Here is an 18,379-nt window from a genome sequence, read left to right as displayed (position 1 = left end):
GGAGCGCCTGTGCAACACACTTTTTTCATGACAGCCATCGGTGCCGGTACCGGTCTGACCTCGGTGTGCCTGGGCCTGGTTCGGGCACTGGATCAAGTCGGTATTCGGGTGGCTTTCTGCAAACCCATCGCCCAGCGCTATGGCAAGGATCCGGGGCCGGAACGGTCCACCCACCTGATCAACGCCACGCTCGGCCTGCATCCGGCCGCCCCGATCAGCCTGGCAACGGCACAGCAGGCCTTATCTCAAAACAAGACAGATGATTTAATGGAAGACGTCATCCAGCTTTTCCAGCAATCGGCAGGCGAGGCGGATGTCGTGATCGTTGAAGGGCTGGTGCCGCTGGGTGATGAAAGCTACATCGGCAAGCTGAACGTGAACATGGCCCGGGCACTGGATGCCGACGTCATTCTGGTGGCCGCCAAAAACGCAGAAAGTACGGCGCAGTTGAACGAACGAATTCAGGTCAGCGCCAGCCTGTTTGGCGGCATCGACAACGCCCGGGTGATCGGCTGCATACTCAACAAGATCGGGGCGCCAGAACCCGACTACCAGCAAATATTACCGAGTGAAGACGGCGAACAGCATCTGGCTATTCCCACCGACCCCGACAAGATCATCGCCTCGCTTCCGGTCTTTTCAAACCCGTCGTTCCGGTTTCTGGGGGGTATTCGCTGGAATCCGCTGCTGGTAGCCCCCCGCACCCGGGATGTTGCTGACCATCTGCAAGCAACACTGCTGAATCGTGGCGAGTTGGAGACCCGCAGAGTCCAGGCCATCACCGTCTGCGCGCGAACCATGCGCAACATGCTGCATACTCTGAAAGCTGGCACCCTGGTGGTGACTCCGGGCGATCGCGAAGACATCGTTCTGGCCAGCTGCATGGCCGCGCTAAACGGCGTGCCCCTGGCCGGCCTGGTCCTGACGGGCGGACTGAAACTTGCTAACGCCGTGATCGATTTGTGCCAGGCCGCCTTTGCCACCGGCCTGCCTATGATGGAAGTCAGCTCCAATACCTTCGTAACCGCCCAGCGGTTGAACGCCATGAACACCGAAGTTCCAGTCGACGATGTCGACCGCATGGATGCTGTCATGAACGCGGTTGCGGCCGATCTGGATGGCGCTTGGCTGGCACAGCGAGCCCGGGTCGGCCTCGAACCGAGACTGTCGCCCCCGGCCTTTCGTCATCTGCTGGTCGGTCGTGCCCGCCAGGCCAAAAAGCGCATCGTACTGCCTGAGGGCGATGAACCCAGAACCGTGCAGGCAGCCATTGCCTGCCAGCAGCGTGGCATCGCCCACTGTGTGCTGCTGGGCAAGCGTGACGACATAGAGCGAGTCGCCGCCAGCCGCAACCTGACACTGCCGCCCGACCTTGAAATCGTCGACCCGGAACAAGCTCGCCCGCGGTTCATTCAGCCTATGGTTGACCTGCGCCAGCACAAGGGTCTAACGGCTCCAATGGCCGAAGCACAACTGGAAGATACCGTGGTGCTGGCCACCATGATGCTGGCCGAAGGCGATGTGGATGGCCTGGTGTCCGGTGCGGTGCACACCACTGCCAATACCATTCGCCCCGCGCTGCAGCTGATCAAGACCAGAGCGGATGCCAGCCTGGTGTCGTCGGTATTTTTCATGCTACTGCCCGACCAGGCGGTGGTCTATGGCGACTGTGCCGTTAACCCGGACCCGAATGCTGAACAACTGGCCGACATTGCCATTCAGAGTGGCGACTCGGCCCTGGCGTTTGGCATAGAGCCACGCATCGCGATGATCAGTTACTCCACCGGCGAATCAGGCTCTGGCGATGATGTGGAAAAGGTACGCGCTGCAACCAAACTGGCGCAGGCGAAACGCCCGGACCTGCTTATCGACGGGCCCTTGCAATACGATGCTGCATCAACCCCTTCGGTTGCGACCAGTAAGGCCCCGAACAGCAAGGTGGCCGGGAAAGCCACAGTATTCATCTTTCCGGATCTGAACACCGGCAACACTACCTACAAGGCGGTGCAGCGCAGCGCCAATGTGGTCAGCATCGGCCCCATGCTGCAGGGGTTAAGCAAGCCGGTGAATGATCTATCACGCGGTGCCACGGTCGATGACATCGTCTACACCATTGCCCTGACTGCTGTGCAGGCCAGCCAGCCAGCCTGAGCGGTCTGCGGTTTCAAGAAACTGGCCAAAGTGCCGTTAACTGATCTATAAGTTAGTTAACGGTCATTCAACTGTGAATGGCCAGGTATTTCTTTTCCTGGGAGCCCGACTCATGACGTCCTGGACTATTCGTACCCGCCTGATGGTCGGGGTGGCGCTCAGCGTATTGGTGCTGGTCGCCATCAACGGCGTTTACAACTACCAGCAAGCCCGGTCGGCACTGGTTGAATCGGTCTCCGACACGGTGCAGCGCAGCGGCACCAGTACCCGCCACTTTGTCAGTACCTGGCTGGCCAGCAAGGCACAGGTGGTCGAGTCGGCCGCCCAGGCCATTGCCGACGCCCCCGATCCGATTCCGGTGCTGACGCAGGGCAACAACGCGGGTGGCTTTCTCTATATGTATCTGGGTACCCGGGCCGGTGACATGATCATGTTCCCGGCTGAATCCCTGCCCGATGATTACGACCCCCGCACCCGGCCCTGGTTTATTCAGGCTCAGGAGGAACAACAACGCATTGTTACCGCCCCCTATATTGATGCGTCTTCTGGGGATCTGGTGATGAGTTTTGCCCAGCCGGTGGGCGCTAATGTGCTCGCTGCCGACGTAGCCCTGACCGATATCGTTCAGGAGGTGCTGGGGGTTGAGCTGGGCGAGTCGGGTTATGCAGCACTGGTCGATGGTGCCAACCAGTTTCTGGTTCACCCAAACGAAGACCGGCTGGGAGAGAACCTCAATGGCTTGATCGGCAACGCCCGACTGACTTCAACCACCGCTGGCGTTTCCGTCAATGGTGAAGGCTGGCTCAGTGCCGCCTACCCGATTGAAGGCAGTGACTGGCAGGTCGTCTTAATGGTCAAAAGCAGTGAGGCCTTTGCCGGACTCGGTGCCCTGGCACTCAGCAACACCCTGGTGTCTGCACTGACCATCCTGATTGTGACCATCGTTTCCGGATTTCTGATTTCCTATCTGCTGCGGCCCCTGGCCGGGCTCGATTCAGCCATGTCTGATATTGCCCAGGGTGAAGCCGACCTGACTCGCCGGCTCACCGTCGTGCGCGATGATGAAATCGGCTCGCTCAGCCAATCGTTCAATCAGTTCGTTGAATCGGTGCATCAACTGGTGTCGGAAAGCCTTGGCTATTCCCATGAGCTGGAAACCCTGTCGGATTCCTCACGCAGGAATGCCAAGGCCAATAACGATGCCATTCAATTACAGCAGAGCGAAATCAGCCAGGTAGCCGCCGCCATTAATGAGATGTCGTCTACCTCGGCCGAGGTGGCACAAAATGCGGGAGATACTGCCGAAGCGGCTCAGAAAGCCTCGACTGAAGGCCAAAACGGCATGGGGAATGCCGCCGAGAATCGTCAGCGCATGGGCAAGCTGACCGGGCAGATAGACACCGCCACGGGTGTTATCGGCAAACTGGATGAGCAGGCACTGGAGATCAATACCATTCTGTCGACCATTCAGAACATCGCTGAACAAACCAATCTGCTGGCCCTGAATGCGGCCATTGAAGCGGCTCGTGCCGGTGATCAGGGGCGTGGTTTTGCCGTGGTCGCCGATGAAGTGCGGGCTCTGTCGCAACGCACGCACCAGGCTACCGGCGAAATCCAGACCATGATTGAAACCCTGCAGGAGCAGACCCAACAGGCCGTGTCGATCATGAACAGCAGCAAGACCCTGACCGATGAAACGGCCAGCAGCGCCCAGCAGGTAACCAGCAGCCTTAACGTGATTGCCGAATCGATAGAAGACATTTCTTCCCGGGCACAGAGCATTGCAGAGGCTTCTCGCGAGCAGAACATCGCAACAGAGGAGATCAGCCGCATCGCCACAGCCATTCAGGATGCCTCCAATCAATTGGCGGACAACGTCGATCAGGCAACCACCCAGTCGGACGAGTTGCATGGCGTCAGCCGCAAAATCCGGCAAAATCTGTCGCGTTTCAAGGTCTGAGCCTCCGGGTAGTCAGCTGAAACAAAAGCGGAGCCGGTGCCTGCGAGGTGGGCACCGGCTCTCTGAATAGGGTACATTCAGGGGCACAGAGTCACCGCTGACGGAGCCCTCATGAAAGCCGTATTCCTCGACGCCGCCACCTTCCCCGACGAACAAACACTGACGCCACCAGACGCCGTAACCGACTGGCAAAGCTTCGACAAAACCTCTCCCGAACAGCGTCTCGAACGCTTGCAGCAAGCGGATATTGCTCTGGTTAACAAGGTGGTGCTGGATGCACCCCTGCTGGCCCGGCTACCGGACCTCAAGTGCATTGGCGTAACAGCCACCGGTACCAACAACGTTGATTTGGAGGTCTGCCGGGCCCGGGGCATTGCCGTGTTCAACGCTACCGGTTACGCCGTTGACGCCGTCGGTGAGCATTGCATCATGATGATGCTGACACTGGCCCGGAACCTGAAGGCCTACCTCAGAGATGCCGACAACAAAGGCTGGAGCCAGAGTCCCTTTTTCTGTAACCGTATCGCCCCGATCAATACCCTGAGTGGCAAGCGCCTGGTGATTGTTGGCAAAGGGGATCTGGGCATAGCTGTTGCGACCCGGGCTCAAGCCCTGGGACTCTCGGTGATTTACGCTGAACGGCCCGCGGCAGAGACCGTTAGGCCGGGGTACACCGCCTTCGAAACCGCGCTGTCGCTGGCCGATGTACTGAGCTTACATTGCCCGCTAACTGACCAGACCCGGGGCATGATCAACCAACACACGCTGAGCCTGATGCAGCCACACGCCCTGCTCATCAACAGCGGCCGGGGAGACCTGGTGGATGAATCCGATTTACTGGACGCCCTGACCCGGGGCGTCATCGGCGCCGCGGCGCTGGATGTTGCCAGCAGTGAACCGCCCCCGCCAGACCACATCATCTGGCAACTGGCGGCCCTGCCGAACGTCATTGTGACACCCCATGTCGCCTGGTCGTCAGATGGCGCCATGGCCCGCCTGCTGCGCCAGTTGGAGGAAAAACTGAATCGCTGGGCCCGGAAGGAACCCGATGCCCTGGCCGACTCACTGACCCACGACAGTTAAAAACTCCAGTTCTGGGGTTCGGACCTTGGGTGCCTGTCGACCGCGCAGGATACCGGTGCTAGTACTGTGCGAACTCCGTAACCTGGATTATGAATCAGGCTGCTTCTTGCTGGTGGCCATCTACGGCTTGTGAGCTAGCTCACAGGACGTGAAAAAAGCCCCATCAGTGACCTACTTTCATCGCACTCATTTCCCACCAGACTAAGCGATACGGGGGTTTTGGCGTATAATCCCTATTATTCCCGCTGGACCAGCCTCTGTGTGAAATGGATTCCCGGACATGAGTGTCATCGATTTAATCAAAGAAAAGAAAGAACGCCTGAGCCAGAACCAGGCGGAATTCAGGGAGCTTATTGCGCCGCAATGGCGCGAGTACTGGAACGAACTCTGGCAAAGTGCCCGCAACCACGAATGGGTCAACTGGGTTCTGGACCAGGATCGCAAACCGGTCGATGCCCCTCAGGACTCCCTTACCGAGTGCGATAACCCGCGCGCTGAAGCCATGCGCCAGACCTTGCTGAGCCAGTTGGGTGACGTCGTCTATGAGGGACAGTGGCTTACGTTGGAACAAGACCGCATTAACGCCTTTGCCGGGGTTACCGAAGACCAGCAGTGGATTCATACCGACCCGGCAAGGGCAGAACAGGAATCTCCGTTCAGGGCCACTATCGCCCATGGCTTTTTAACCCTGTCGATGATTCCCAAACTCACCAACTCGGTCGACCCGACCAACCCGCCCTACCCTGGCGCGAAAATGGTGGTCAATCTCGGCTTGAACAAGGTGCGTTTTCCCTATCCGCTAAAAGCAGGCAGCCGAGTTCGCGCCACCAAAAAAATTGTCGCAGTCGAAGTGGTGCGTCGGGGCCTGGAAGTCACGGAAGAAGTCACCGTCAATATCGAACACACCCGACGCCCGGCCTGCGTGGCTGAAACCGTCGTTCGCCTGGTCTATTAGCACAAGCTTCGGAGTTCAAATGAGCTCCATCGCCTAGAACCCGCGACAGATGGCAGGGCTACTCTTGCAGGGGCGCCGTGATTACCTCCATGTAAGCTTAACTTCGGCATCCATGCCTCAGATACCCCCGCAAAAGTAGCCCTGCCACCCGTCGCTAGCCCATTGCGAACTCCAAAACTTAAATTAGTTAAAGGTTCCACTGGCCAAAGCTAACCCGATCCCGGTTCCCCATATCCTGCACGGTTGCTACTGAGCCGTAGCCTTGGCTTTCAAAACACGCCCTGACTGCCTCCCCCTGCCTCCAGCCATGCTCCAGAAACAGCCAACCACCTGGCGCCAAAACCCGTTTCCCCTGCTCGATAAGAATTCGAATATCGGCCAGGCCATCCTCAGCGGCAACCAGAGCAGACAGTGGTTCAAAACGCACATCGCCTTGCTGCAAGTGAACATCATCGGCGGCAATATAAGGAGGATTCGATACCAGCAGATCCAGGCTGTGATCCACCAAAGCTTCGCACCAGTGGCTTTGGCCCACGCTCACCGGCAAACCCAGCTGGTGTGCATTCTCTTGCGCCAGGGCGACGGCATCCGGTTGAACATCAAAAGCGCTGATGCGCCAGTCGGGTCGTTCACTGGCCAGCGCCAGTGCAATGGCACCGGTACCGGTGCCCATATCGGCCACTCTCAGGGATGGTTGGTCAAAGTGGTTCAGAATAGTCTCTACCAGCGTCTCGGTATCCGGCCTCGGAATCAGGGTGCTGGCATTAACCTTAAGTGGCAAAGACCAGAACTCACGCGTACCAAGAATATGAGCGACCGGTTCACCGGCCTCTCGGCGGCGCACGAGGTCTTCAAAGTGGTGCTGCTGGTCATCGCTCAGTTCCCGTTCGGGCCAGGTAAAAAGCCAGGTTCGGCTTTTATCGAGCACAAAGGCGAGCAACAAATCGGCATCGAGCGCTCCCAGGCCCTGTTGCTGCGCCCATTGCTGGGCCTGGCGCACCTGGTTCAGGCCGGAATCTGACATGGGTTAGGTTTCCTGTAAGGTCAGCGCAGATCAGGACTGCGACATATCAGCCAGCAGCTGTGCCTGGTGTTCTTGCACCAGCGGGTCCACCACCTGATCCAGCGTGCCCTGCATCACTTCATCGAGTTTGTAGAGCGTTAAATTGATGCGGTGGTCGGTAATGCGCCCTTGTGGGAAGTTGTAGGTACGGATGCGCTCGGAGCGATCGCCACTGCCGACCAGGCTGCGCCGGGTATCGGCCTGTTCACGGGCGGCGGCACTGGATTGGGCGTCCATGATCTTGGCAGCCAGTAACGACATGGCCCGGGCCTTGTTCTTATGCTGGGAGCGTTCATCCTGGCATTCCACCACGATGCCGGTGGGCAGGTGCGTCAGACGCACCGCCGAATCGGTTCGGTTAACGTGCTGACCGCCAGCGCCCGAGGCACGGTATGTGTCAACCCGCAAATCACCCTTGTCGATCTCGACTTCGGCTAGCTCATCGGCTTCAGGCATCACCGCTACGGTACAGGCCGAGGTGTGTATACGCCCCTGGCTTTCGGTTTCAGGAACACGCTGAACCCGGTGAGCACCGGATTCAAACTTGAGATGTGAATACACCTGGTCACCGCTGATGCGGCTGATGATTTCCTTGAAACCACCGTGCTCGCCCTCACTGGCCGACAATACTTCCAGACGCCAGCCCATACGTTCCGCGTATCGGCCGTACATCCGGTGCAGGTCACCGGCAAACAGAGCGGCTTCGTCACCGCCGGTGCCAGCCCGTACCTCAAGAAAAACGTTCCGGCCGTCGTTCGGGTCTTTGGGCAGCAGCAGAATCTGAAGTTCATCAGTCAGTTGTTCCAGGCGCTCTTCGCCCTGTTTGACTTCGTCGCGACCCATGTCGCGCATCTCGGGGTCGCTGTCGTCCAGCAACTGGCGGGCATCACGAATATCTCGTTCAACACCCTCATAGCGGGCAAAGCAGCCAACCACGTCTTCAAGCTCCGCATATTCCTGTGAATACTGACGGAACCGGGTCTGATCGGTGATCACCTCGGGCTGGGAGAGCAGACGTGCCAGTTCGTCATAGCGTTCTGTCAGTTCAGACAGTTTCTGGCGGATGGAGTCTTTCATAGACGCATGGATGCCTTATAAATCAAACAGACGGGAAACCCAGTCACTGGCTTCCTTGTCATCACCGTCCCCATGGGCCTTGCGTAAGGCCACTGTGGGGGCGTGGAGTAATTTGTTGGTCAGCCCCCGGGCCAGTTGTTCGACCACCCGTTGGGCGTCGACACCCTGCTCCAGAGCTCGCCGCGCTTTTTCCAGTTCGACAGCTTTCAAGGTTTCGGCCTGGTGACGCAGAGCGCGAATGGTGTCAGCCGCCTGGCGTTCTTTCAACGACTGACTGAATGCATCGGTCGAACGGGCGATGATGTCCATGGCTTCGCGCGCAGCTTCCTGCCGGCTTCGTACGTTGGCTTCGATGACGGTTTTGAGATCATCCACCGTGTATAGATAGACGTCTGAAAGATCCCCAACTTCACTCTCGATATCCCGTGGGACGGCGATATCGACCATGAAAACCGGCTTGTGGCGGCGTTTTTTCAGCGCCCGCTCCACCATGCCCTTGCCGATGATGGGCAACTGACTGGCGGTTGAGGAAATCACGATGTCGGCGCCGGGCAGTTCATCGGGAATGTCAGACAACAAGACCGCACGGGCCCCAAACTCCGACGCCAGACTTTGCGCCCGGGCCAGCGTTCGGTTGGCCACGACGATATCGGTTACGCCCTTGTCGCGCAGATGGCGGGCCACCAGGTCAATGGTTTCACCGGCACCAATCAGCAACGCCCGGCAACGGTCCAGGCGGTCGAAGATGCGGGTGCTGAGGCGCACGGCAGCGTAGGCGACACTGACGGCATTCTCGCCAATGGCGGTATGGGTGCGCACTTCCTTGGCCACGCGAAAACTGTGTTGAAACAGATGGTGCAGCTGTTGACCGACGGAATCGTATTCCTGGGCAACGGCGAAGGCGGATTTAAGCTGCCCCAGAATTTGCGGTTCGCCCAGCACCATGGAATCGAGCCCGGCCGCAACGCGCCCCAGATGGGAGACGGCATCGGCATCGGCATGAATGTAGAGCGCAGCGCGCAGTTCGTCGGGGGAAATGCGGTGTGTCAGGGCAAGCCACTGGATTAAAGCTTCTATGCCGACGGCAGGCTCGGTCAGAGAACAATAGATTTCACTGCGATTGCAGGTGGAGAGAATCACCGTCTCTTCGACGCCCGGAATCGACAACACCGATGCCAGCGAGTCAGACATGGTTTCGGGAGCGAAACTGACTTTCTCCCGAACGTCTACTGACGCCGTGTTGTGATTAATACCTAGGGCCAGCAATGACATGTTTGGACGGGGCCTGCTCACTTCGTTGATCAAACGCGTAGTCTACCGATTTTCCGGTCCCGAGGCGACTGTGATAACGCCCGGCACCCATGCTCTAACAAGCCTGAGGGCTGCCATCTTTACACGGATTTACGCTTCGTCTGCTGTACCCGGCAGCCACCCACAGGTCACTCTAACCAGGCACTGGAAGGCAGTATGAGGGCAGCCGGGTCACAAACAATGCCGTGGCCGCTATACTCACGATTGCCGATAGCTATCACGCATGGCGGGATGCACTGTCCGAACCACCCGAGACTGAGCTGAACCATCACCCTGTGCGTACACCCTAATCACGATGTTGACTGCACCGGCTGTGATTCAGTCCGTGCACCCTAGGGCAACACCCCGGCAGCAAAGCCCCGGAGTAACCTGTGTGTTAACCCAGGTCGAAACCCTCACCATCAGACTGCGAAGCCGAGACACATGACATCTACAGCACCTTTCAAACGCACCATGCTGGCCACTTTGGTTCTTAGCCTGGCCTTAAGCGGCTGTACCACGACTGCCTCCCAGACCGAGTCATCGGGCGATGCCGCGCCTCAAACCGACGCATCAGAAGCGCAAGCACCCCAGTCCGACACTCGCATTGCGACAACGCCGCTGACCGGAGAGGCATTCTACACCCTACTACTGGCAGAAATTGCCACGAACCGTGGCGACTACGGCTCAGCCGCGCAGCTCTACAGCCGTCTCGACCGGCAATACGACGATCTGGAAGTGGCCCAACGCGCCACCGCCTTGAACCAGGTGGTGGGTAATTACGACGCCATGGGCGAACATGCCGGCCACTGGTTGCGGCTCGAACCAGAGAATGCCGAAGGCTGGCAAGCGCTGACCATCGCCAGCCTGGCCAATGCAGACCAGGTCACCGCCAGCCGGGCCCTGAATCAGTGGCTGACGCTCGACCCGGACGCCGAAATTGAAGTGGCACTCGCCGGCATTTCCACCCTGGCAGCCGACCAGCAAGAACGATTGCTGCCGGTGTTGGCCGAGGCCGAGGCCAACCACCCGGAGAACTCCAGCATTGGGTTTGCCAATGCCCAGTTGCTATCGACGCTGGGCCAGTACGAACAGGGGCTGGAGGTCATCAGGGCCAACCGGGCTCAGCAAGACAGTCCGGAGAAAGGCCTGTTGGAATTCCGGCTCCATCTCGAACTGAACGACATTGAACAGGCCCGTACGGTAATAAGCGACCTGGCCGAGCGTTACCCAAACAACAGCCAGGTCGCCACCACGTTTGCCGGCTTTGCCTATGCCGACTCGGATACCAACAAGACAGAGACGCTGGAATCCCTGTTCAATCGCTTTCCAAACGAACCGGTGATTGCCCGTGCCTTTGCCCGAGAGTCGTTCGACAATGAAGACTACGACACCGCAGAAGTGTTGTTCGAACGACTGATAAACTCTGAATTCAGCGACGAGGCCCACTATTTTCTGGGCAGAATCAGTCGCATTAATCGTGTGCCGGAAGAAGCTGCCCAGCGCTTTTTAAGTGTCGAAGCGCCACCTTACCTGGTGTCGGCCCTCGCTGAACTCAGTGAAGTCTGGCAAGACAGTCGACCGACCGATGTGCAGGAAGCCTTGCACCAGGCCCGCCAGGATTACCCGGCCCAGAGCCCGGTCTTGTGGCGCATTGAAGCGGATCTGTTCCGTCGACTGGGCAATACCGATCAAGCCATGGCGGTATATGGACAAGCCCTCTCAGCCCACCCGGGTGACACCAGCCTGCTGTACGATCAGGCGTTAATGGCGGCCAACCTGGGCCAATATGAGTTGCTTGAGGAAAACCTGACCGAAGTTCTGGAACAGGAGCCAGACAACGCTTCGGCACTGAATGCGCTGGGTTACACCTGGGCAGACCGCAACATGAATCTGGACCAGGCAAAACGCTACATCGACCGGGCACTCGAGCAGCAACCGGATGACCCGGCAATTCAGGATTCCAAGGGCTGGGTGGAATACCGCCTTGGCAATCTCGAAGAAGCGGAGCGCTGGCTACGTCGCTCACTGGAATCCATGGAGTCCGATGAAGTAGCGGCGCATCTGGCGGCGGTACTGTGGGAACAGGACAAACAGGAAGAAGCCCAGCGCTGGCTCGACCAGGCGTTTAGCTGGAACAGCAACAGCCCGACCGCCAGGAACATCATTGAAACGCTGGACATCGACCGATGAGGTCCCTCCTCGTTGTTGCTCTGGCTACTCTGGTACTGACTGGCTGTGCAGGTTTCGGCAAGCAGCCCGGGGCCAGTGAGCTGACCGAAAACTGGGCGCTGTCTGGCAAGATGGCGGTTCGCAACGCCACCGAAGCCAGCAGTTTCAATGTGGACTGGGAGCAACGGGCGCAGGACTTCGAGATCGAACTGAGCGGCCCGCTGGGGCAAGGTGCCGTTCAGATTAGCGGTGAACCGGGCGAAGTGACTCTAACGAAAGGGTCCGATCAGGTGACCCGCAGCACCCTGCGCGAGCTAGCCTACGAAATTACCGAACTGGATCTGCCGCTCGACTACCTGCAATACTGGGTGCGTGCCAAACCCTACCCGGGCATAGAGGCTACCGTCAACCGAGATACCGACAACGGGCAAGTACAAAGCATTTCTCAATCCGGATGGCAGGTAGAATACCCGTTGTACTTCACTGAAACCGGCGAATCCCTACCCCGACGAATCGACTTCGCACGCAACGGCAGCAGCGGCCGGCTGGTCATTCGTAACTGGGTCAGTGAGCTTTAGGCCCGTTTCGGAGGCCGCGGCTGACAGGTTGCCGATAACCCGTGCCGGTCACCAGATAGGCTTATCCAGGGTCGGCGTGAACCCATCCATGGGGCCTGGACCGCAGCGTCCTGCTGCGGACCACCCTGGATAAGCCTATCTGGCAACCGTCACTAGCCTTCTTTGGCGCGGCCTCCGAAACGGGGGCTGCTTCCCCAAACGCCCGTCCCTATTGATCCTTGGTATCGTCAGACTCTGGCGCAGCAGCATCCATTGCTGAGGTAAGTGCCGGCAAGCCCCGCTTCATTTGCACCGCATTCGCATACTGGCGCAGCATGTAGGGTTTGAGGGTATCCCGCGTTACCGCTACTCGCTCAGCCAGCTTCACTGCATCCGCATTGGTCGGTTCGGTGTGGTCACCATGAAGAGTGGCGTGGGCCCATTCGTTGGATTCGTACAGGCGGTAGTGTTTGTGTACCTGGGCATCGATTGCCGCTGCGACATCGGTGTCTCTTTCGTAGTCGCCGTTCAGCACTTCACCAAAGGCCAGATGCACCCGCCCTTTCCAGCCGGTCATGCCGCGGGCGATGGACTGAACATCTTCGTGAGCTTTTTTCTTGTAACCGCCCTTGTGTTCCTGGGCATAGAGCTCGCGTGCCTTTGATAAATCGAGCGGATCGACTTCATAGCTAATGGTCACCGGCACGATGTTCAGTTCGCGAATGTAGCTGGCGTAGTCGCGGTCTTTGGGTTTGCTCAGGCTGAACATACCAATGACCGCCGGGTTGGTTTTGTCGTAACCGTCTTTGGCTCGCCCTTCCCGCTGTGCAATCCAGACATTTGCCTGGTCTTCGGTGATGCAGTGGTGAATATACCGCGACAGGATCTGAGCTTCCTTAAGCTTGGCCTTCATGCCCTTCACCGAACGACGCACGATAAAACTTTTGTTCAGTCGCATCAGATCACTGACGAAGGGCTTGCTCAGCAGGTTATCGCCAATGGCGATCCGCACGGTCTGGAAACCGGCGTGGTAGAGCGTCCAGTTCACCATGGCCGGGTCCATGACGATGTCCCGGTGGTTGGAGACAAAGAGGTAGCCTTTGGTCGGGTCGAGCGATTCGAGCCCAGAGACAGTCAGGTCGGCGACGCTTTTATCGAGAATGCGTTTCAGGTAACCGCGCAACCGGGGCTGAAAGTCGTCCACCCGGCGGATGCCACGAAATTGCCAGGCAAGACCCAGGCGAATCAGGGGGCGCAATAGCCAGGGAGCCTTGCGGTTCAATCCCGGGGCTACCCAGGCGCCGATGGCGGCGTGCATTTCCGGGGCGGCCAGCACACGTTTTAGTACGAGCGGTACTTCGTCGTCGTTAAAAGGACGAATGTCGTCAAATTCAGCAGTCATACAGCCCTACGAGACCAGTAAAAGGCGGCTACTGTACTCCAACCCCGCCTTAAAATCAGGCCCGGCGTTCAGAATACAGACGTCAGGCCTCACCGGGCACCTGCAGACCAATGCCCTTGAGAATGACGTGTGTCAGCGTGCGTTCAGCCGCTTCGAAATCGGCCTCCGTCAGTCCGTCGCTGTCGAGCGCCCATTCGATCTGGGTGGCGAAGTCGGCGTAATGCTGAGTGCTGCCCCAGATCATGAACATCAGGTGCAGCGGGTCGATCGGGTCTATTTTGCCGGCATCGATCCAGGCTTTGATCACCTCGGTGCGGCCCAGGGCCCAGTGGTGCATGTCTTGCGCCAGGTATTTCTTCAGGTGTGGCGCCCCCTGAATCACCTCGATGGCGAAGATCTTCGACGCCAGGGGGTGACTGCGGGAATAGCGTATTTTTGACCGAATGTAAGCGTATATGGTGTCCGCCGGGTCTTCGTCGGCGGTGGTGGTGTTGAAGGCCTGGTTCCACATGCCCAGTATGTCTGACAACACCGCGCCATACAGGCCGATTTTGCTCTGAAAATAATAGAGGATGTTGGATTTGGGCAGGCCGGCGCGTTCGGCAATGGCATTCAGCGAGGTTCCCTTGAAGCCATGCTGCGCGAATTCAATTTCGGCGGCTTCAAGAATGATGGCTTCGTTCTGTTGCCGGATTCGCCCTGCCTTTTCCTTGGTCTGGAACTCTTCTTTCAAGCGTTTCTGGGCCTGATCGACCATGATGACTTCCCGCACTGAGGTGATAGAGAGGGCGAAGCCAGTGGCTTACGACCAGCGCTCACCGGCCAGTCTAACCCACTGATTCCGCGTACATTTCGAGCTTAAGCGGCTTCCCAGTTCAATGCAACTGGCTGCCTAGGCGCTGAAGCGCCGTTCCCCGGCGACCCAGGTAGCCCGCGTCAGACGTTCATCGCCCAGAATCAGGGTCGCGAACAGGGCTTCATCGAGCGATGTTGCTTGCGCCAGTCGCGCGCTGAGGTTGACGCTGCGGTTCGGGTCGAGCACGAACAGATCTGCCATTTTACCGCTGTCCAGGGTGCCGATGTCAGCCTGCAGGTGCAGCGCCCGGGCATTGCCTGAGGTCATCTGGTACCAAAGTTGGTTAGCCGTAAGTTTGTAGCCCTTCAACTGACCGACTTTATAGGCCTCAGCGGCCGAGACCAGTTGCGACAACGAAGTGCCACCGCCGACATCGCTGGCCAGGCCCAGCACAACGCCTTCCTGTTCGGCCCGGGCGAAATCAAAGAGGCCACTGCCCAGAAAGGTATTGGAGGTCGGGCAAACGGCAATGCGCGTCTGGTGCTCGCGCAGGGCAGTCCATTCGCGGTCGGTCAGGTGCAGCCCGTGTGCCAGCACAGCCCGGTCGTGCAGCAGACCATAGTGTTCATAGACATCCACATAGTCTCTGGCTTTCGGAAACAGTGATTGCACCCAACTGACTTCATCCGGGTTTTCGGACACGTGGGTTTGCATATACAGCCCGTCTGCCTCGCTGTGCAAGGCACCGGCTCGCTCCAGTTGTGCTTCGGTCGAGGTCGGTGCGAAGCGGGGAGTGATGGCGTAGTGCAGGCGGTCGGTGCCGTGCCAGCGATGAATCAGCCGGGCGCTGGCATCAAACCCGCTGTCAGCGGTATCGCTCAGGTAATCCGGGCAATTACGGTCCATCAGTACCTTGCCGGCAATCAGCGCCATGCGGCGCTCGTGAGCTGCTTCGAACAGGGCATCAGTGCCCGCCTCATGTACGGTACCAAACACCATGGCGGTGGTGGTGCCATGAGCCAGCAGCGCATCCAGAAAGACATCGCTTTGCTGACGGGCGACCAGCGGGTCTTCAAAGCGGCGCTCGGCCGGAAAGGTATAGCGGTTCAGCCAGTCGAGCAGTTGCTCGCCCCAACTGGCCATCACCGGCATTTGGGCGGCGTGGACATGGGTGTCGATCAGGCCAGGCAGAATCCAGGCATCGCCATAGTCTTCAACGCGGGCAAAGGCCTGTTGCGCCACTGGCAATTCCGCGGCGGGGCCTTGCCAGGCAATGCGCCCCTGATGGATCACCAGGGCAGCGTTCGGGCACTGGCGAATCGTGTCAGGCTCGGGGAAATCGATGCTGTGCCCCAGTAGCAAGGTTGCCTGGGCAAGCTGTTCGGGCGTCAGACTGGCCGACACATCAGGTGCCGGTGAGGTGTTCTGTTCGGGGCTGGTCATGGCGAGTCACGGGTAGTTCATACAGGAAGACTGTACCAAAGCTGACCGAAAGGTCAACTAGGGTAGCCACAAAGTGAATACGGCCCCGCCATGCTCGGGATGATTGGTCAGTTTGATGTAGCCTTCGGCGTCTCCCTGGCGATGCAATTGAGCGATCTGCTGACAAAAGTACAGCCCGAGGCCAGTGCTGCCATTCTGAAAACTGAGTTCGCCCTGGTTTGGGGTTTCACTCATGAAGTTCATCATCTTCGCGGGGTAGCCTTCGCCGTTATCGGTGAGGGTAATGCACAGCCCACCGTCCGCCATAAAGGCCCGGAAATCGAGTCGGTCTTTGGTGTAACGAATGCTGTTGGTCAGAATATTGGCCAGTACACCTTCGATCAGCACCGGGTCGATGACCCAGGCGATGTCCGGGTCTTCCAGTTCGATTCCCAGATGAATGCCCAGTGATGCCAGCGTTTGCTGGTAACGGGAGGTCGCATCGTGAATGACGTCTTCAATCAACACCTCATCGAAATCGGGCCGGAACGTGTCGGTGTTCATGCGATACAAGCCGAGCATGTGCACCAGATCGTTGTTGATCCGCCCGGCTTCCAGTCGCAGCCGGTTCAATTTCAGCGTACTTTCCGGCTCGCGCTCGTGAATGCTGTCGATCACTTCACGCAGTTCGTTATCGATCAGGCTGAGGGCATTTTTCACATCATGGACGGTGGCGGCCATGATGGTGTGCATATCAACTGGGTTGCTCATGTTTCACCTTGGAATGCAGCGCAATGACTTTGTCTCGAATGCTGGTATAGCGCTCGTACTGATAGTGGTCGGCGGGCAGGTAATCCAACCGGTTGACGATATCGAGACAGCGATCAAGCTGTGACAGAGACACACGGGTCTGCCCCATCAGCAGCAAACTCGACTGAACGAAATTCAGAATAATGCCCGGGTGGCGGGGCGAGAATTTAAGGGCATCCTCAAACAGTTTGGTCGCTGCCTGGTAGTCCTTGTGCTTGTACAATTCGATGCCTTCGGTGTTCACCTTGTGGGCATGACGCCGGGCCTCCTGGGTGATGGGTTCGGCCTGCAACTGGTTTAGCCGTTTTACAAAGTTACCGGACTCTTTATGGTACTGACGCAAATCCTCGACCAGGGCGTCGGCTTCTTTCGACAACCCTTTTTCATAAAGAATGTCGACGATATCCAGTGCGCTGTCTTCACCGAGATCACCCATTTGCTCCCGCGCCGCCTCGGCGATCGATTCCAGAAACACCCGGTCGGTTGACTCGGCATCGCCTGCATCGGCCAGGTAAGCCCGGTAGGCTTTGCTGAACAGTTCGGTATCCGGTTCATCCGGGTATTGCTTGATCAGTTTTTTCAGCAGTGCTTGGGCATCCTTTTGCAACCGTCGCTTGAGGGCGTCGTCATCCAGGCTTTGCAGCTGCGTACGAGTGGAACGCAGCACATCTTTGTAGCCACGGGATGATTCGTGCATGGTGCCATCCGCCAGGCTGACGATTTCCTTATAGGCCCGGGTAGCGGCTACATGATCGCCGTTGTCGCTGGCGAGCCCGGCGAAAACACGTTGGCGGGCAATGTTTCGCGGCGATCGAACCAGAGCCTGTGACAGGGTTTCCTGTGCCTTTTCGGGCTGCTTGATCTGCATTTGCACCTCAGCCAGCAGATCGTAGGCTTCGACCATGTTGGGCTGCAGCATGATCAGCGTTTTCAGGCCGCGCTCTGCGGCTTCGAGTTTGCCTTCCTGTACATCAATCCGGTGGCGTTCCAGTCGCGCCCAGGGCAAGTCCCGTTTGTCGAGCAGGGCTTGCAAAAAATGCGCGGCTTCGGTCAACTGGCCCTGGTGGTACAGTGCTTCAACATATTTTCGTTGCGCCCAGCCCCGGTATCTCGGTTTGGTTTCCATCACCTCCCGCGCTGCCTTGGCCAGCGCCGGGTAATCTTTTTTATCCAGCGCCTGATTGATCGGCCCCAGCGCCGACTGTCGATCCAGCCAGCGGTCCAGCCGGTTTTGCAGGGTATCCATGGCGAAGGGTTTGGCCAGGTAGTCATCGGGCTGAAATTCGAGGGCGCCCATCACAAAATCGCGCGAGGTCTCGGCCGTGATCATCACAAACACGGTCTGGTATGACAGCCACCCCCGGGTGCGCCATTCTTCCAGCAGCTGAGACCCGTTTTTGCTTTTTCCAAGATTGTAGTCACAGAGAATGACATCGAACGTCTGATCACGAACACTTTTGGTTGCCTCTGCTCCATTGGACGCCTCGGAGACATGACTGACCCCGAGGGAGTTCAGCATGCCCTTTACCGACTTGCGCACATTGGAAAAATCGTCAATCAGCAAAAACTTTTTGTTCAAAGACTGGTTCAGTTCCAAATCACTGTTTCCTGTCGGTTTCAATTTGCCTGGGAGCCCCGGGT

At 58.2% G+C, this 18,379-nt stretch carries 14 protein-coding genes; 6 read left to right on the top strand and 8 right to left on the bottom strand.

Annotated elements, in window-relative coordinates; translation table 11 throughout:
* Window positions 1-9 precede the first annotated feature (9 nt).
* The 4 genes from pta (at window position 10) to ABJT94_RS08910 (ending at window position 6,149) form a co-directional block, all read left to right on the top strand.
* Window positions 10-2,151 (top strand): phosphate acetyltransferase, encoded by a 2,142-nt coding sequence (pta, locus tag ABJT94_RS08925; RefSeq protein ID WP_348475669.1) that lies wholly within the window; start codon window positions 10-12, stop codon window positions 2,149-2,151.
* A 112-nt stretch (window positions 2,152-2,263) separates the two neighbouring features.
* A complete protein-coding gene (locus ABJT94_RS08920; RefSeq protein WP_348475670.1) occupies window positions 2,264-4,111 on the top strand; it encodes a methyl-accepting chemotaxis protein in 1,848 nt (615 codons plus the stop codon).
* A 111-nt stretch (window positions 4,112-4,222) separates the two neighbouring features.
* A complete protein-coding gene (locus tag ABJT94_RS08915) occupies window positions 4,223-5,194 on the top strand; it encodes a D-2-hydroxyacid dehydrogenase (protein WP_348475671.1) in 972 nt (323 codons plus the stop codon).
* Window positions 5,195-5,474: 280 nt separating this feature from the next.
* On the top strand, window positions 5,475-6,149 hold the full coding sequence (locus ABJT94_RS08910) for a MaoC family dehydratase (RefSeq protein WP_348475672.1): 675 nt from the start codon (window positions 5,475-5,477) through the stop codon (window positions 6,147-6,149).
* Between the two features lie 187 nt (window positions 6,150-6,336).
* On the opposite strand, the gene prmC is transcribed toward ABJT94_RS08910, so the two are convergent.
* The 3 genes from prmC to hemA are packed head-to-tail and all read right to left on the bottom strand — an operon-like array spanning window position 6,337 to window position 9,561.
* The gene (prmC, locus tag ABJT94_RS08905) at window positions 6,337-7,173 is read right to left on the bottom strand and encodes a peptide chain release factor N(5)-glutamine methyltransferase (RefSeq protein ID WP_348475673.1); all 837 of its coding nucleotides are present in this window, start codon (window positions 7,171-7,173) and stop codon (window positions 6,337-6,339) included.
* A gap of 30 nt (window positions 7,174-7,203) precedes the next feature.
* Complete coding sequence (prfA, locus tag ABJT94_RS08900) at window positions 7,204-8,289, bottom strand: peptide chain release factor 1 (RefSeq protein ID WP_348475674.1); 1,086 nt, start codon at window positions 8,287-8,289, stop codon at window positions 7,204-7,206.
* Window positions 8,290-8,304: 15 nt separating this feature from the next.
* On the bottom strand, window positions 8,305-9,561 hold the full coding sequence (hemA, locus tag ABJT94_RS08895) for a glutamyl-tRNA reductase (RefSeq protein ID WP_348475675.1): 1,257 nt from the start codon (window positions 9,559-9,561) through the stop codon (window positions 8,305-8,307).
* A gap of 462 nt (window positions 9,562-10,023) precedes the next feature.
* Between hemA and ABJT94_RS08890 the strand changes: the two genes are divergently transcribed.
* The gene (locus ABJT94_RS08890) at window positions 10,024-11,772 is read left to right on the top strand and encodes a tetratricopeptide repeat protein (protein WP_348475676.1); all 1,749 of its coding nucleotides are present in this window, start codon (window positions 10,024-10,026) and stop codon (window positions 11,770-11,772) included.
* On the top strand, window positions 11,769-12,329 hold the full coding sequence (gene lolB, locus ABJT94_RS08885; protein WP_348475677.1) for a lipoprotein insertase outer membrane protein LolB: 561 nt from the start codon (window positions 11,769-11,771) through the stop codon (window positions 12,327-12,329). The genes ABJT94_RS08890 and lolB overlap by 4 nt, the downstream gene beginning before the upstream one ends.
* A gap of 208 nt (window positions 12,330-12,537) precedes the next feature.
* On the opposite strand, the gene ABJT94_RS08880 is transcribed toward lolB, so the two are convergent.
* From ABJT94_RS08880 to ABJT94_RS08860, 5 genes are all read right to left on the bottom strand, one after another.
* Window positions 12,538-13,710 (bottom strand): 1-acyl-sn-glycerol-3-phosphate acyltransferase, encoded by a 1,173-nt coding sequence (locus tag ABJT94_RS08880; RefSeq protein ID WP_348475678.1) that lies wholly within the window; start codon window positions 13,708-13,710, stop codon window positions 12,538-12,540.
* Window positions 13,711-13,792: 82 nt separating this feature from the next.
* The gene (locus ABJT94_RS08875; protein WP_348475679.1) at window positions 13,793-14,467 is read right to left on the bottom strand and encodes a TetR/AcrR family transcriptional regulator; all 675 of its coding nucleotides are present in this window, start codon (window positions 14,465-14,467) and stop codon (window positions 13,793-13,795) included.
* A gap of 135 nt (window positions 14,468-14,602) precedes the next feature.
* Window positions 14,603-15,949 (bottom strand): guanine deaminase, encoded by a 1,347-nt coding sequence (gene guaD, locus ABJT94_RS08870; protein ID WP_348475680.1) that lies wholly within the window; start codon window positions 15,947-15,949, stop codon window positions 14,603-14,605.
* 57 nt (window positions 15,950-16,006) lie between these two features.
* The gene (locus ABJT94_RS08865; RefSeq protein WP_213678275.1) at window positions 16,007-16,699 is read right to left on the bottom strand and encodes an ATP-binding protein; all 693 of its coding nucleotides are present in this window, start codon (window positions 16,697-16,699) and stop codon (window positions 16,007-16,009) included.
* Window positions 16,683-18,335 carry a response regulator gene (locus ABJT94_RS08860; RefSeq protein ID WP_348475681.1) on the bottom strand — a complete coding sequence of 551 codons (1,653 nt, stop codon included), beginning with the start codon at window positions 18,333-18,335 and terminating at the stop codon, window positions 16,683-16,685. The genes ABJT94_RS08865 and ABJT94_RS08860 overlap by 17 nt, the downstream gene beginning before the upstream one ends.
* Window positions 18,336-18,379 lie beyond the last annotated feature (44 nt).

The sequence above is a fragment of the Saccharospirillum sp. genome (genome assembly GCF_039982735.1).
Lineage (GTDB): Bacteria > Pseudomonadota > Gammaproteobacteria > Pseudomonadales > Natronospirillaceae > Saccharospirillum.
The sequence above is the reverse complement of the archived record's forward strand: the minus strand, read 5'-3'. Positions and strand labels throughout refer to the sequence as shown.

What these genes read in the sequence shown, in the direction of transcription:
- ABJT94_RS08920 (WP_348475670.1), top strand. Translation starts at nt 2,264, where the DNA reads ATGACGTCCTGGACTATTCGTACCCGCCTGATGGTCGGGGTGGCGCTC.
- ABJT94_RS08915 (WP_348475671.1), top strand. Translation starts at nt 4,223, where the DNA reads ATGAAAGCCGTATTCCTCGACGCCGCCACCTTCCCCGACGAACAAACA.
- ABJT94_RS08910 (WP_348475672.1), top strand. Translation starts at nt 5,475, where the DNA reads ATGAGTGTCATCGATTTAATCAAAGAAAAGAAAGAACGCCTGAGCCAG.
- prmC (WP_348475673.1), bottom strand. Translation starts at nt 7,173, where the DNA reads ATGTCAGATTCCGGCCTGAACCAGGTGCGCCAGGCCCAGCAATGGGCG.
- prfA (WP_348475674.1), bottom strand. Translation starts at nt 8,289, where the DNA reads ATGAAAGACTCCATCCGCCAGAAACTGTCTGAACTGACAGAACGCTAT.
- hemA (WP_348475675.1), bottom strand. Translation starts at nt 9,561, where the DNA reads ATGTCATTGCTGGCCCTAGGTATTAATCACAACACGGCGTCAGTAGAC.
- ABJT94_RS08890 (WP_348475676.1), top strand. Translation starts at nt 10,024, where the DNA reads ATGACATCTACAGCACCTTTCAAACGCACCATGCTGGCCACTTTGGTT.
- lolB (WP_348475677.1), top strand. Translation starts at nt 11,769, where the DNA reads ATGAGGTCCCTCCTCGTTGTTGCTCTGGCTACTCTGGTACTGACTGGC.
- ABJT94_RS08880 (WP_348475678.1), bottom strand. Translation starts at nt 13,710, where the DNA reads ATGACTGCTGAATTTGACGACATTCGTCCTTTTAACGACGACGAAGTA.
- ABJT94_RS08875 (WP_348475679.1), bottom strand. Translation starts at nt 14,467, where the DNA reads ATGGTCGATCAGGCCCAGAAACGCTTGAAAGAAGAGTTCCAGACCAAG.
- guaD (WP_348475680.1), bottom strand. Translation starts at nt 15,949, where the DNA reads ATGACCAGCCCCGAACAGAACACCTCACCGGCACCTGATGTGTCGGCC.
- ABJT94_RS08865 (WP_213678275.1), bottom strand. Translation starts at nt 16,699, where the DNA reads ATGAGCAACCCAGTTGATATGCACACCATCATGGCCGCCACCGTCCAT.